The sequence below is a fragment of the Nocardia lijiangensis NBRC 108240 genome, assembly GCF_001613045.1.
In the GTDB taxonomy this organism is placed as follows: Bacteria; Actinomycetota; Actinomycetes; order Mycobacteriales; family Mycobacteriaceae; genus Nocardia; species Nocardia lijiangensis.
Genome location: NZ_BDBP01000026.1, coordinates 1 through 13605 on the forward strand (window position 1 = coordinate 1; position 13605 = coordinate 13605).

General features: G+C 70.2%; 15 protein-coding genes and 1 pseudogene. 7 read left to right on the plus strand and 9 right to left on the minus strand.

Features of this window, described 5'->3' with window-relative positions:
• Both NL1_RS39350 and NL1_RS36345 read right to left on the minus strand, forming a co-directional pair.
• Nucleotides 1–211: hypothetical protein (locus NL1_RS39350; RefSeq protein WP_245673176.1), on the minus strand; the 211-nt coding region annotated here is incomplete at its 3' end.
• Between the two features lie 852 nt (nucleotides 212–1063).
• Entirely contained in the window at nucleotides 1064–1681 is a 618-nt protein-coding gene (locus NL1_RS36345) for a TetR/AcrR family transcriptional regulator (protein ID WP_084510458.1), read from the minus strand.
• A gap of 293 nt (nucleotides 1682–1974) precedes the next feature.
• Between NL1_RS36345 and NL1_RS10515 the strand changes: the two genes are divergently transcribed.
• A complete protein-coding gene (locus NL1_RS10515) occupies nucleotides 1975–2784 on the plus strand; it encodes an SDR family NAD(P)-dependent oxidoreductase (RefSeq protein ID WP_067837172.1) in 810 nt (269 codons plus the stop codon).
• 15 nt (nucleotides 2785–2799) lie between these two features.
• Here NL1_RS10515 and NL1_RS10520 read toward each other — a convergent pair whose 3' ends face one another.
• From NL1_RS10520 to NL1_RS10530, 3 genes are all read right to left on the minus strand, one after another.
• On the minus strand, nucleotides 2800–2985 hold the full coding sequence (locus NL1_RS10520; protein WP_067837175.1) for a hypothetical protein: 186 nt from the start codon (nucleotides 2983–2985) through the stop codon (nucleotides 2800–2802).
• A gap of 129 nt (nucleotides 2986–3114) precedes the next feature.
• Nucleotides 3115–3630 (minus strand): gamma carbonic anhydrase family protein, encoded by a 516-nt coding sequence (locus NL1_RS10525; protein WP_067837178.1) that lies wholly within the window; start codon nucleotides 3628–3630, stop codon nucleotides 3115–3117.
• A gap of 45 nt (nucleotides 3631–3675) precedes the next feature.
• On the minus strand, nucleotides 3676–4623 hold the full coding sequence (locus tag NL1_RS10530; RefSeq protein WP_067837181.1) for a GlxA family transcriptional regulator: 948 nt from the start codon (nucleotides 4621–4623) through the stop codon (nucleotides 3676–3678).
• Between the two features lie 71 nt (nucleotides 4624–4694).
• Here NL1_RS10530 and NL1_RS10535 point away from each other — a divergent pair, with 71 nt between their 5' ends.
• Nucleotides 4695–5471, plus strand: a complete 777-nt coding sequence (locus NL1_RS10535; RefSeq protein WP_084510459.1) for an MBL fold metallo-hydrolase — start codon at nucleotides 4695–4697, stop codon at nucleotides 5469–5471.
• A 143-nt stretch (nucleotides 5472–5614) separates the two neighbouring features.
• Nucleotides 5615–6730 (plus strand): alanine dehydrogenase, encoded by a 1116-nt coding sequence (gene ald / locus NL1_RS10540; protein ID WP_067837205.1) that lies wholly within the window; start codon nucleotides 5615–5617, stop codon nucleotides 6728–6730.
• 81 nt (nucleotides 6731–6811) lie between these two features.
• On the opposite strand, the gene sigJ is transcribed toward ald, so the two are convergent.
• On the minus strand, nucleotides 6812–7762 hold the full coding sequence (gene sigJ / locus NL1_RS10545) for an RNA polymerase sigma factor SigJ (RefSeq protein ID WP_067837184.1): 951 nt from the start codon (nucleotides 7760–7762) through the stop codon (nucleotides 6812–6814).
• A gap of 128 nt (nucleotides 7763–7890) precedes the next feature.
• Here sigJ and NL1_RS10550 point away from each other — a divergent pair, with 128 nt between their 5' ends.
• On the plus strand, nucleotides 7891–8838 hold the full coding sequence (locus NL1_RS10550; RefSeq protein ID WP_067837187.1) for a cobalamin biosynthesis protein: 948 nt from the start codon (nucleotides 7891–7893) through the stop codon (nucleotides 8836–8838).
• A 183-nt stretch (nucleotides 8839–9021) separates the two neighbouring features.
• Here the strand turns inward: NL1_RS10550 and NL1_RS10555 are convergent, their stop codons facing one another.
• The gene (locus tag NL1_RS10555; RefSeq protein WP_067837189.1) at nucleotides 9022–9588 is read right to left on the minus strand and encodes a hypothetical protein; all 567 of its coding nucleotides are present in this window, start codon (nucleotides 9586–9588) and stop codon (nucleotides 9022–9024) included.
• A gap of 348 nt (nucleotides 9589–9936) precedes the next feature.
• Here NL1_RS10555 and NL1_RS10560 point away from each other — a divergent pair, with 348 nt between their 5' ends.
• Both NL1_RS10560 and NL1_RS10565 read left to right on the plus strand, forming a co-directional pair.
• A complete protein-coding gene (locus NL1_RS10560; RefSeq protein ID WP_067837208.1) occupies nucleotides 9937–10650 on the plus strand; it encodes a FadR/GntR family transcriptional regulator in 714 nt (237 codons plus the stop codon).
• 3 nt (nucleotides 10651–10653) lie between these two features.
• Nucleotides 10654–11481, plus strand: a complete 828-nt coding sequence (locus tag NL1_RS10565; protein WP_067837192.1) for a sterol desaturase family protein — start codon at nucleotides 10654–10656, stop codon at nucleotides 11479–11481.
• Between the two features lie 518 nt (nucleotides 11482–11999).
• On the opposite strand, the gene NL1_RS10570 is transcribed toward NL1_RS10565, so the two are convergent.
• Both NL1_RS10570 and NL1_RS10575 read right to left on the minus strand, forming a co-directional pair.
• Nucleotides 12000–12893 carry an SURF1 family cytochrome oxidase biogenesis protein gene (locus tag NL1_RS10570; protein ID WP_067837196.1) on the minus strand — a complete coding sequence of 298 codons (894 nt, stop codon included), beginning with the start codon at nucleotides 12891–12893 and terminating at the stop codon, nucleotides 12000–12002.
• On the minus strand, nucleotides 12893–13396 hold the full coding sequence (locus tag NL1_RS10575) for a low molecular weight protein-tyrosine-phosphatase (RefSeq protein WP_067837199.1): 504 nt from the start codon (nucleotides 13394–13396) through the stop codon (nucleotides 12893–12895). The genes NL1_RS10570 and NL1_RS10575 overlap by 1 nt, the downstream gene beginning before the upstream one ends.
• Nucleotides 13397–13440: 44 nt before the next feature.
• Here NL1_RS10575 and NL1_RS40390 point away from each other — a divergent pair.
• Nucleotides 13441–13605, plus strand: a pseudogene (locus tag NL1_RS40390) (Rv2231c family pyridoxal phosphate-dependent protein CobC); the annotation flags it as partial.

Below are 13605 nucleotides of genomic sequence, written 5' to 3' on the forward strand. Positions count from 1 at the left end.
CGACCTTGCCCATGGCCGGAGCGATGGTGCGGGTACGTCGAGCGGGCGCAGCCGGACCGATTCCGACGACCTTGCGCATGGCCGGAGCGAAGGCGCAGGTACGCCGAGTGGACGCACCCTGACTGAGTCCGTCGACCTCGCGCATGGCCGGAGCGAAGGCGCAGGTACGTCGAGTGGGCGCACCCTGACTGAGTCCGTCGACCTCGCGCACGGCCGGAGCAAAGGCGCAGGCGCAGGTACGCACACCGCATGGAGGATGTCGCGACCGAGCCTGGACCTCTGGCTCGCCCGCGTCGGCGACGGCACCTGGCGGAGTTTCGGCGAGGTGGCCCGCATCAGGGTGGGCATCAAGACGACCGCCGACCGGGTGTTCATCTCCGACCGCTGGGCCCAGGTGCGCCCGCGTCCGGAGGACGAACTGCTGCTGGAGCTGATCACCCACCACGATCTGGCGCCGTGGCGGATCGAGCGGGCCGCCGACACCAGGGTGCTCTATCCCTACGACACCGCCGCCCCGCGCCGGGTCCCGGTGAATCTGCGCGAATTCCCCCGCGCCGCAGCGTATCTGCGCCGTCACCAGCCGACGCTTGCCGCGCGCAAATACCTCACCGAGAGCGGCCGGGAATGGTTCGAGATCTGGGTGCCGCAGCGGCCCAACCTGTGGCGGGTGCCGAAATTGGTGTTCCCCGATATCAGCGAACGGCCACGTTTCGCGCTGGACCGTTCCGGTGCGGTGGTGAACGGCGACTGCTACTGGATCTCGCTCGATGACCTCGGCGGCGGCACCGAGCGGGCGCAGCGCCTGGCGTATCTCTTGATGGGCGTGGCCAATTCGGCGCTGGGACTGCGCTACTACGACGCGGTGTGCGGTAACCGCCTGTACTCGGGGCGGCGGCGGTGGATCACCCAGTACGTGTCCCGGCTGCCGCTGCCGGACCCGGACCGCACGGCGTCCGCGGAGATCGCGGCGCTCGTAGCCGAGCTGGTCGAGGGCGACCGCGCGCCCGACGAGGCCGCGCGCCTCAGGCTCGACGAGTTGGTGGACGCGGCGTTCGGGTTGGGCTCACGCGGTGGCGCGGACGCCGACCATCGGCAGCAGGGTGCGCCGGGCGAACGCGCGACCGGCCTCGGCGTCACTCAGCGGGATGAGCCCGTCGGGGGTGAGCGCCAGGGACAGCGCCAGCCGGGCCATGATCTCGGCGACCAGGTCGGCGTCGAAGTCGGTGTCCCCGGCGCGTAGTTCGCGCAGCTTCTCCGCCAGGTAGGCGCGGCCGACGGCGAGGATAGGACCGCCCTCGGTGGTGAGGCGGGGCAGGATCAGGTCGGGCTCGGTACGCAGCAATCTGCGCAGCAGCTCGTTGCCCGCGATCGCCGTGATGAACGCGACGAAGATCTCCACCAGCTGGTTCTCGGTGCCCTCGACGGTCCGCACCCGCTTGTCGATCTCAGCGACGAACCGCTGCGCCTCCCGCACGCTCACCGCCTCGACCAGGTCGTTCTTGGATTCGAAGCGCCGGTAGAGGGTGGCCGGACTGATGCCCGCCCGGCGCGCGATCTCGCCCATGCTGGTGCGCTTGATCCCGAAGTCCAGGAACGCCGAGAGGGCGCTTTCCAGGAGTTTCTCGCCGTCGGTGACGGGCTTGTCGAGGATGCGCTGGAGCATGGACGGGACGGTGGGCATCGGATCTCCAGTCGTTGGCGCGGAAGCCGGTGCGCAAGAGAGCGGCGCCGCGACGGTCCGGGTGATGGACGTTCATTATTTCACCAGCGCGCGGGCTGCCGGTCGGAGATCCCGGAAGCCGTGAAATAGCGCGCCATGGAAACTCTCACTTTCTCGGTGTGGACTCGCGGCGATGCGGTGTACGGCGGGTGATCGGGCGGGCCGGAACCGGTAATTGATCTTTCCGGGGCGCCTCCATTGTGGATAACCTGGTCGGGTGCCCGATTGGGGTATGGGGTGAAAGGGGCTGGACCGTGGGGTATTTCGCCGATCGGGTGGTGGTCGTCACCGGAGCGGGGTCGGGGATCGGGCGAGAACTGGCGCTGGCGCTGGCCCACCGCGGCGCGCGGCTCGCGCTCTCCGACAAGTCCGATCATGCCGTGGCGACGACGGGAAAGCTCTGCGCCGCAATCGGTTTCACGCCGACGGTGACCGTCCTCGATGTCACCGACCGGGACGCGATGCTGGCCTATGCCGAACGGACCGCCGCGCGCTACGGGCGGGTGGAGGCGCTGTTCAACAATGCCGGGATCCTGCACGTCGGCGGTGTCGCGGAATCCCCGTTCGCGCACTTCGAGCGGGTCATGGACGTCGACTTCTGGGGAGTCGTCAACGGCACCAAGGCCTTTCTGCCGTACCTACAGGCGGCCGAGCGCGCCAATGTGGTCAATGTGTCCTCGGCGTTCGGCCTGGTCGCGGTGGCCGGGCACGGGCCGTACAACTCGGCCAAGTTCGCGGTGCGCGGGTTCACCGAATCGCTGCGCCAGGACATGCGCGCCGCGGGCGGGCGGGTGCGGGTGACCGGCGTCTATCCCGGCGGCGTGCTCACCACCATCGCCCGCACGGCGCAGTTCGCACCCGGCATCGATGGCGCGGCGGTGGCCAGGCGATTCGAGGATCAGGTCGCACGCACCAGCCCGGAGGTGGCGGCCCGCACCATCCTGCGCGGTGCGGCGCGCGGGCACGCCAAGGTGCTCGTCGGGCTCGATGCGCAGCTGGTCGACCTGGTCACCCGGTACGCCGGGACCTATCACGAACGGGTGCTCGACCTGGTCATGCGCTGAGATCGCCTGCCGGGGTCACGGCCGGGGCAGGTCCAGATCCGCCATTTCCTTTTCGATCGCGTTCGCGGCGAAATCGACACCGCGGGACCGCAATTCGTGAACGCGACGCTGGAGCGCCTCGATCCCGCCCGGCTGGGCCGCGATATCGGCCACGCTGATCCGCCCCTTCGGCCGGTGCATACTCGAATCCCGGTACGACACCGTGATACCTCCTGCCTGCGACGCATCATGCTCGGCGCCCTGATGGTCTCGTCGAGCCGCAGGGCGCCGGTCATGCAGGCAAAATGCTATCAGCCATTTGTGCTGGACATTTGACCAGTGTGCGACGTATCACACTACTTTCGCGCTGCGGTGGTTGGCCATGTTGTGTAAATACACCGCGCCGTTGAGCCGGATTCCGTCCTGCTCGGCCTCGCTCAATTCCCGTCGCACCTTGCCGGGCACCCCGGCCACCAGCGAGCCCGGCGGGATCTGCGCGCCCTCGGGAATCAGGGCGTTGGCCGCGATCAGGCTGCCCGCGCCGATCACCGCGCCGTTCAGCACCGTGGCGCCCATACCGACGAGCACGTCGTCGCCGATGCTGCATCCGTGCAGAATCGCGTTGTGCCCCACCGACACTCCGCTGCCGACGGTCAGCGGGAAGCCGGGGTCGGCGTGCAGCACGCAGCCGTCCTGGATGTTGGTGCGCGCGCCGACGGTGATCTGCTCCAGGTCGCCGCGCAGCACCGCGCTGTACCACACGCTCACCTCGGCGCCGAGTTCCACGCGCCCGATCACCGTCGCGTTCGGGGCGAGCCACGCACTCTCATCGATCTCCGGCGCGAAACCGCCGACCTCAATCCTCATGGTGGCAACGTAGCCGCGCGGCGCAGGTTCGCGCGCGCTGGGGCGTCAGCCCGCGGTGCGGAAGAGGGCACGGTGCGCGGCGGGACTGGTGCCGAGCAGCCGCCGGAAGTGGTGGCGCAGGCTCACCGCGGTGCCGAAGCCGGTCTCGGTGGCGATCCGGTCCACCGTGTCGTCGGTGGACTCGAGCAGTAGCCGGGCGCGGGCGGCGCGCTGATGCAGCAGCCACTGCTGCGGACTGCTTCCGGTGCGTTCCCGGAAGCGGCGGGTGAAGGTTCGCCGGGCCATCACCGCGACCGCGGCCCAGGCGTCCAGGTCGATCGGGTCGCCGAGATGCGTTCGCGCCCAGACCATGGCGCGCTCGATCGGGTCGTCGTCTGCTTGGTCGGGCACGGCCACCGGGATGTACTGCGCCTGCGATCCGCTGCGGTGCGGCGCGGTGACCAGTGCCCTGGCCAGCTCGGTCGCCGCGCGGCTGCCGTGGTCCTCGCGGACCAGGTGCAGGCAGCAGTCCAGCGCCGCGGCGACGCCCGCGGAGGTGATGACGTCGCCGAGGTCGGACCACAGCGTGTCGGCGCGCACCCGCACCGCGGGATAGGCGCGGGCCAGATCGTCCGCCGTCGACCAGTGCGTGGTGATCTCCCGGCCATCGACGAGACCGCTGGCCGCGATGGCCCAGGCGCCGAGGCACAGGCCGACGATCCTGGCGCCGCGCGCGTGCGCCTGCCGGAGCGCGTCGCGCAGTTCATCGGAGATCCCGGCGCCGCGCGTCCAGCTGGGCACCACGACGGTGTCGGCGCGCTCGAAGGCGGCGAGGCCGTCGGCGACGTGGATGTCGAAACCGGCTGGGGTGCGCAGGGTTCCAGGACGTTCGGCGCAGACGCCCACCGTGTACGGTGCGTGCCCACCCGCGCCGACGCGGCCGAAGACCAAGCCGGGCACGGAGAGGTGGAACGGGCTGATCCCGTCGTAGGCGAGGACGGTCACCGCATGCATGGCCCGATATTAGCGATACGCGGCTCGCGGGCCACTATTCGCGCGAGCGGGCGACGGCGACGATCGACGTCATGAGCGAAACGATCGAACGCACCGCGCTGGAAGTCCTGCACATCGGCGGCCCCACCGTCCGCTTCCGCTACGGCGGCAGCACCTGGCTGACCGATCCCACCTTCGACGCGCCCGGCGACTATCCGGGCCCGATCACCCTGCACAAGCTGACCGGACCCGCGATTTCGATCGAGGAGGTCGGCGCGGTCGACGTCGTGCTGCTCTCGCACGATCAGCACGCCGACAACCTCGACACCGCGGGCCGCGCCTTCCTCACCACCGTCGACACGGTGTTCTCCACGACCGACGCCGCCACCAGGGTGGACGGCGTTCGGGGACTGCGTGTGTGGGAGAGCGCCCAGGTCGGCGCGGTCACCGTCACCGCGGTGCCCGCGCTGCACGGGCCCGAGGGGTGCGAGCCGTTCAGCGGAGCGGTCACGGGTTTCGTGCTGGAGGCCGAGGGGGAGCCGACGGTGTACGTGTCCGGTGACAATGCCTCGGTCGAGCTGGTCGGTGAGATCGCCGGGCGGTTCGAGCGGATCGATGTCGCGTTGCTGAACGTCGGGGCGGGGAACGTGGGACGGTTCGGGGACATCGACGTGACGTTGAACGCCCGTACCGCGGTGCAGCCCGCCGAGGCGCTCGGCGGGGCGGTCATCGTTCCGGTGCACGCGGAAGGGTGGGCGCACTTCACCGAGACGCTGGACCACCTGGCCCGCGTCTTCGGCTACGCGGGCCTGGCCGATCGGCTGCGTATTCCGCCCGCGGGGGAGGTCGTCGAGGTGGCCGTCGGGTAGCCCGGTACACACGAACAATTTCCGGTCGTGGGGTGTGGGACAGCCGGAACGAACAGGGGCCGGGCGGATCGATCGGAAGTTTACGGCGAAAGTACATGCGCGCCGTCGTAGCGAACCGGCCGCGGGTGGTTCACGATGGCGATATGAGGATCGGAGTGCCACGGGAGATCAAGGAGCAGGAGTTCCGGGTCGCGCTCACCCCCGCGGGCGCCGGGGAGCTGGTTCGGCACGGGCACCGGGTGCTGATCGAGTCGGGTGCGGGTGCCGGGTCGGGATTCGCCGATCGCCACTACGCCGACGCGGGGGTCGCCCTGGTGGACGGCCCCGACGCGGTTTGGGCGGACGCCGAGCTGGTGTTGAAGGTGAAAGAGCCGATCGCGCGGGAATACCCGCGGATGCACCGCGGCCAGGTGTTGTTCACCTACCTGCACTTGGCCGCCTCGAGGGAATGCACCGAGGCCATCCTGAAATCCGGCATCACCGCCCTCGCCTACGAGATGGTGCGCGCGGCCGACGGCTCGTTGCCGTTGCTCGCGCCGATGAGCGAGGTCGCGGGCAGGCTCGGGCCGCAGGTCGGCGCCTACCACCTGATGGCGCCGCTCGGCGGGTCCGGCGTCTTGCTCGGCGGGGTGCCGGGCGTGCGGCCCGGCGAGGTGGTGGTGCTCGGCGGCGGCGTGGCGGGGTCGAACGCCGCGACCATGGCGGCGGGGATGGGTGCGCGGGTCAGCGTGCTCGACACCAACCTGGAGAAGCTGCGCGAGCTCGACGCGCGGTTCGAGGGCCGCGTCACGACGGTGGCGTCCAACACCGCCGAGATCGAGCGCGCGGTGCTCGCCGCCGATCTCGTCATCGGGTCGGTGCTGGTGCCGGGGGCGCGGGCCCCGAAACTGGTCAGCGAGGAGATGGTCGCGGCGATGCGGCCCGGCTCGGTGCTGGTCGACATCGCCATCGACCAGGGTGGCTGTTTCGCCGGTTCGCGGCCGACCACGCACGCGAATCCGACCTTCCGCGTGGCGAATTCGCTGTATTACTGCGTGGCCAACATGCCGGGCGCGGTCCCGCACACCGCCACCGTCGCCCTCACCAACGCCACCCTCCCGTACGTGCGCGCCATCGCCGATCTCGGATGGCGCGAGGCGTGCATGACCCACCCGGACCTCGCCCACGGGCTCACCGCGGACCGGGGACGGCTGCTCTCCGCCGAGGTCGCCGCCGCCCACGGCTATCCGCTTGCCGGGTCGGTCGGTCTCGCCGGTTGATCGGTGGGATCACAGCCGCTTCGCACGCCGCACAACGTCGATGTCTGTGTGCAGTGTGTGGGATCGGCGTCGGTGGATGGGTTACGCGGGTCCCTCGTTCAGGAACCAGTCCGGGGCGTCGGTCTCGGGCAGTTCGCGCAGCTTGTCCGGGTTGCGGACGATCTGCATCGCGACGATGCGGCCCGCGTCGACGGTGAAGGAGAAGACGCCGGTGTGGTTGCCGTCGAAGACGACGAGGCCGGGCTGTCCGTTGACCAGCACCGAGCGGCCCCACGCTCCGTGTGACGACGGCGCGTTGTACCAACCGAGCAGCAGCTTCGCCACCAGCTCGGCGCCACTCACGCTCTGACGGAGGGCGGGCACCTTGCCGCCGCCGTCGGCGGTCAGGCTGACGTTGGCGTCGAGCACGCCGAGCAGCGCGCTGAGATCTCCCGACCGCCACGCCACCGCGAACGCCGACACCACCTTCTCCTGCTCGTCGGGTGAGGCGGGGAAGCGGGGCGTACCGTCCTCGACCCGTTTGCGGGCGCGCGAGGCGAGCTGGCGCACCGCCGCCGGAGTCCTGCCGACCACCTCGGCGACCTCCGGTCCGGTCATGCCGAACACGTCTTGCAGCACGAATGCGGTGCGCTCGGCGGGGGAGAGGGATTCCAGCACGACGAGCAGCGCGGTGGTGACCCGCTCGTCCTGGGTGATGCGGTCGGCCGGATCGTCCACGGTGGTGACCTCCGGCTCGGGCAGCCAGTCGCCGACGTACTGTTCGCGGCGGGCGCGGGCCGAACCGAGGTGGTCGAGCGCCAACCGGCCCGTCACGGTGGTCAGCCAGGCGCGAAGGTTCTCGATCCCGGTCGCGGTGCCCGCCTCGTGCTGGCGCTGCAACCGGAGCCAGGCCTCCTGCACCACGTCGTCCGCGTCGGCGAGACTGCCCAGCGTGCTGTAAGCGAGCCTGCGCAGGTACGGCCGGTGCTCCTCGAAGCGGCGTGCCAGCTCGGCGGTGTCGCGAGGTTCGGGTCCTGGCTTCTCGGATGTCACTGGAACCACCGTTCGGTCGTGCGGACCCCGGGCGGGGTCGGAGCGTGCGTCGTCGGTATGACGAGGCGCGACCACAGAGTGTGACATCCGGACACTCCCGGCGCCCGCGCGCCCGCTACTCTCGCCGGGTGCACACGGGGATCTCGGCGGGCGGCGGTCTGCTGCTCGGCTTCGCGCTGGATCGCGCGTTCGGCGATCCGCGCCGATGGCATCCGGTGGCCGGATTCGGTTCGGCGGCAAGCGCGCTCGAATCGCTGACCTACGCCGACCGGCGGATGGCGGGGGTCGTGCACGAGACGGTGGCGGTCGGCGCCGTGCTCGGTCTCGGTCTCGCGGCGCGCCGGGGCGGCATGGCGGCCACGGCGCTCGCCACCTGGACCGTGCTCGGTGGGCGCAGCCTGGCCCGCGCCGGTCGCGCCATGGCCGATCACCTGGAGTCGGGCGACCTGGCCGGGGCTCGCGCGCTGCTGCCTTCGCTGTGCGGGCGGGATCCCGAGGTGCTCGACGCCGACGGATTGGCCCGCGCCGCACTGGAATCCATCGCGGAGAACACCTCCGACGCGACCGTCGCGCCGCTCTTCTGGGGTGCGGCGGCGGGCGTTCCCGGTCTGCTCGCCTATCGCGCGATCAACACCCTCGACGCGATGATCGGCTACCGGAACGACCGCTACCGCCGCTTCGGCTGGGCGGCCGCCCGCCTGGACGACGTCGCGAACCTGGCGCCCGCTCGCCTCACCGGACTGCTCACCGCGGCCTGCGCGCCGCTGGTCGGCGGCCGGCCCGCGGCGGTCCTGCGCGCTTGGCGGCGCGACGCGGCGAAACATCCCAGCCCGAACGCGGGTGTCGTCGAGGCGTCGATGGCGGGCGCGCTGGGTGTTCGGCTGGGCGGCCGCACCCAGTACCGGTACGGAACGGAACTGCGGCCCACCCTCGGCGACGGGCCCGCGCCCACGGTTCCCGATCTGCGGCGGGCCGTCCGGATGTCGGAGGCAGTTCAGCTGGGGGCCGCGGTCCTCGCCGCCGGTGCTGCGTTCGCTCTACCGTCGCTGCGTCGGCAGTTGGCGATCTCGCGCTGATCCACGTCGGTTAGAGGGCCCGGCTCGTGCCACGTAGGGAGTCGGCTGCCGCTGAGCGAGCGTGCGCCGAGGTCTTCGTCTGCGGCGCTGCCGGCCGGGCGCTGCTGGTCAACGATTCTCATCAGCAACTCCGGTCGAAGCGTGACCCACGCGGGTACCTGAGCCGTCCGGGATGGCGGAGGATCAGGGACAGGTCAGCAACAGGTCGAACGCGCTGTGCAGGTCGGTTTCCGCGAATAATTCGGGCTCGCTGCCGACGGCATCGTGTGGGAGCCAGACGATGTAATACGAAGCCAGGTAGCGCAGGTCGCCCCATGGTTCCAGCGCGTGGACTCGCGCGAGAACACGCCCGCATCGCGGGCATTCGATCCACGGGACTACGAGCAGTCCCTCCAATACGGCATTGGTGATGCCGACGGCGGCCGGATCGGTCGGCTGTGCGCGATCGTGCGATAGCAAGCGCACGGATGCGTCCTGGCCGGAATCCCCGACACACGAGGCAATTTCGTCGTGGCGTGCCAAACGTTCACCCCATTGTTCGGCGAGCACTTCGATTTCGGCGCGCGTGGTGTCGCCAATGGGTATCCGGTGCTCGAGGAGGCGTTGCGTCAACAACCACAGCCCAGCTTCCTGTTCACCGATCTCGCGGCAGTCGCGGAAGTTCTCGGCGTCCTCGGCCGAAGGCAGCAGGGATGCCAGGCGGTTCCATAGGTCGGCTTCGTATGCGTCGTACCGGCTTTCGGTGCTCACTGGCGGCACGATACTGGTCGAGTGTCCTGGCGTGTCCGGCCCGCTCCTGCGGTGTTGTTTCGGTATTGACGCTGTGGAGCACGCGCTGCCAGTACGACTCTCGGCCCGGCTGTCGCCGCGGTGCGGGGCGCGCTCGGCGTCAACGGCGAGTGATCGCAGGCTGGCGCGGCTACCGACGGCGATGGGGCAAATGACGTCGGCGAGTGGGCGAGATCGGCTGCTGGTCGATGCGACGAAACGCCGAGCAATGGCGAGTGGACCGCTGACCGCATCGGGCTGACGTCATCCGTTCGAGGCAAACTGGTCCAACCAGTTGACCACTGACGTGTGACGCGGCACACTGCCTTCATGGAATTCGCCGCCGTCGACCGGGCCGCCGTCTCCGATGCCGTCTTCGGCCAGCTGGTCGACGCGATACTCGCCGGACGGATCGCGCCCGACGAAGCGCTGCCCTCGGAGCGGGAGCTGGCCGAAACGTTTCAGGTGAACCGGCATGCGGTGCGTGAGGCGCTCAAGCGGGTGCAGCAGAGCGGGCTGGTGCGGGTCGCGCAAGGTGGTAAGACTCGGGTGCTGGATTGGAGGGAGAACGGGGGACTCGACATTCTGTCGGCGCTGGCGCGTTCGGGAACCGTGCCGCCGCAGCGCGTGCTCTACGACATCGCCGTCATGCGCAGGTCGGTCGGCGCGGACTCGGCCCGGCTGTGCGCGCAGCGGGCCGATCCGGATCAGCTGGCCGCGATCCTGCGCGCCGCGGCGAACTACCCGGACGCCACCGCCGACCTGCCCACCGTCATCGCCGCCGATCAGGCGTTCTGGATCACCGTGATCGAGGGCTCGGGCAACCTGGCCTACCGGCTCGCGCTCAACACCCTGGTCGCCGGGTACGCCGACATCGGCTGGGAGACCATCGCCCGGCTCGGCCTGAACAAGGAGTACGTCGACCGCGACGTGCACCGTGAACTCGCCGTCCGCATCGCCGCCCGCGACGTCGAGGGCGCCTACACCGACGCCCACCACCTGCTCAGCCGTCTCGTCGACGCGCTGGATGTTCCGAAAGCTTGACCCGTGTTCGATCTCATCGCCCATGCGATTCCGGTGTTCGTGCTCTGCCTCGTGCTCGAAGCCGCCTCGTTCTATCTGCTGCCAGACGACGACGAACTCGGCTACCAGCTGCGCGACACCAGGACCAGCCTGCTCATGGGCCTGGGCAACGTGGTGGTGAACATCGGCTGGAAGCTCGTCGTCGTCGCGGTCTACGCGGCCGCATACCTCGTTGCGCCGGTGCAGCTACCGGTCGACCACCCGCTCACCTGGATCGCGCTGTTCTTCGCCGACGATTTCGTCTACTACTGGTATCACCGCACCCACCACACCGTGCGCGTGTTCTGGGCCTCGCATGTCGTGCACCACTCGAGCGAGTTCTACAACCTCTCGACAGCGCTGCGTCAGACGTGGACGCCGTTCAGTTCGCTGCCCTACTGGCTCCCGCTGGCGCTGCTCGGCTTCCCGCCCTGGATGATCCTGCTCCAGCAGTCGATCAGCCTCGTCTACCAGTTCTTCATCCACACCGAACGGGTCGGGACCCTGTGGCGGCCGATCGAATTCGTCTTCAACACGCCCTCACACCACCGTGTGCACCACGGGTCCAACGAGGCCTACCTCGACACGAACTACGGCGGCATCCTCATCGTCTGGGACCGGCTGTTCGGCACCTTCGAACCCGAGGGTGAGCGAGTGCGCTACGGGCTCACGAAGAACATCACCACCTTCAACCCGGTCCGCGTCGCCACCCATGAATTCGCCGCGATCTGGCGGGACGTGCGGGCGGCCCGCAGTTCGCGGGTTCGGTTCGGGCACCTGTTCCGCGGGCCCGGGTGGGCGCCCGCCGAGTGATAGGCGACCGTCGGCGGGTTGTCGAAGCCGGGTGAACTCGACGGGAAAGACGCGGGACCGACCATCGGCTGTCTACGCATCTTCGACGTGCCCGACGGGCGCTCACCCTCCTCGTCGGCGGTCGGCCAGCCATCCAAGAGGACAGCATCGACACCCTCCTGCGACCGCAGAGATGATCGCGGCGGTCGTCAGCACGTTGCGGTCCGTTCGGGCATCCGCTCCGCAGCTGGCCATGGGCGAGGCGAGCGCGGGTCAGGTGCGGTTGCGCCGGGATCGGTCGGCTGGCCTCGGTAGCGGGCGGTCGTCGGAAGTGCGGTGCCATGCGATCGGCGGTCTGGTTCGGGCTTTTGCTCCGCGTCGGCCGTGGGCGCGAGGCGAGCGCGGATCAGGTGCGATGCCGCCGGGATCGGTCGGCTGGTCTCCGTCGCGGGCGGTCGTCGGTAGCGCGGTGGACACGATGGTCGGTCGGGTTGGGGCATCCGCTCCGCGGGCCGCCGTGGGCGCGAGGCGAGCGCGGGTCAGGTGCGGTTGCGTCCGTATCGGTCGGCGAGCCTGGCCTCGGTCGTCGGCGGCGCCGGGGTGGTGGCGACGGGCTCGGTCGCAGTGGGTTCGGTCGGCGTCGGTTCCGTAGGCGCCTGCTGGGTGGCCGCCGCTTTCTCCCTGCGGCGTTCGCGCATTTCGGCGTAGACGAAGTAGCCGAGCCCCAGCGGCGCCATGATTCCGAAGGCCAGCCACTGCAACCCATAGGAGAGGTACGGTCCCGCGTCGAGCTGAGGAAGCGGGGTCGGCGTGAACGCGCCCGGCTGGTTCTCCGAGAGCTGCAGATAGCCGGCGCGCTCGCCGGTGGGAATCGGGGTGAGCGGCTGGCCGAGCACCTCGGATTCCTGTGCGGTGTCGATCGAGTACACCTGCCGGTAGCCGTCCTGGGTGAGCGGCGTCTTGTCCGCGCTCACGCCCTCCGACATGCGGATTCGGCCCTCGACGCGCTGCGTTCCCTCGGGTGCTTCCGGGATCTGCGGCGGCCGCGTGCTGCCGTCGACGCCCGCGACGAGACCGCGATCGACGAGCAGTGTGCGCCCGTCCGTCAAGCGGAACGCCGCGAGCACCGCGTAACCGGGTGCACCGTCCAAATGGCGCAGGCGCACCAGCACCGTCGAGTCGGGCAGGTAGCTGCCGGTGGCGGTGACGCGGCGCCACTCGGTGTGCTCGTCACCCGCGTCGTCGAGCACCGTGGTCACGTCCACCGGATCGGCGCGCACCGAATCGGCGATCAACTGGTTGCGGTGCTCGGTGTCGGTGTTCTTGCCGAGCTGCCAGGGCGCGAGCACGGTGAAGCACAGGTAGGCGAAGGCGGCCACCAGCGCGGCGAGGATCAGCCAGCTGGGGCGCAGCAGGAACGTCAGGCGGCGCATCACGGCAGTCCGTCCGCGACGGGCACCGGGGCCAGGGCCGTGCGAACCCAGTCCAGCAGGCCGGGGATCGCCGCCTCGATCTGCGCGCGGACGAGTTCGAAATCGGCGGTGGAGCCGTAATACGGGTCGGGCACGTCCGGTCCGTCCGCACCGGGATCGAAGCTGCGCAGCAGCCTTCGGCGATCGGACGGTACGCCCAGCCTGGCCAGCGCTCGCTCGTGGCCGGTGTCCAGGGCGACGAGCAGGTCGGCGTCGCGGTGATCGGCGCCGACGACGGCGGCCACGTGCCCCGTGGGGTAGCCGTGCTTCCGCAGCGTCTCGGTGGTGCGCGGGTCGGCGTCGTCGCCGATGTGCCAGGAGCCGGTGCCCGCGCTGGTCACCCGCACCCGGTCGGCCAGGCCGGCGAGGCGCAGATGGTGCGCGAACATCTTCTCCGCCATCGGCGATCGGCAGATATTGCCAGTACAGACGAACGACACGTGCAGGTCACCCACGACAGCCATTCTGGCCGGTCGACGTGCTCGCCCGCCACGTAGGGTGTGATCCCGTGCCCTCCGACACAGTCGACCACGCGCTGCTGCGCCATCACGGCGACGTCGACGCGCGCCCGGGCATGCTCGATTTCGCGGTCAACGTGCAGGGCAGCGCGCCGCCGCCGTGGTTGCGCGAACGCCTCGCCGCCCGGCTCGCCGACCTCGGCCGCTACCCGAGC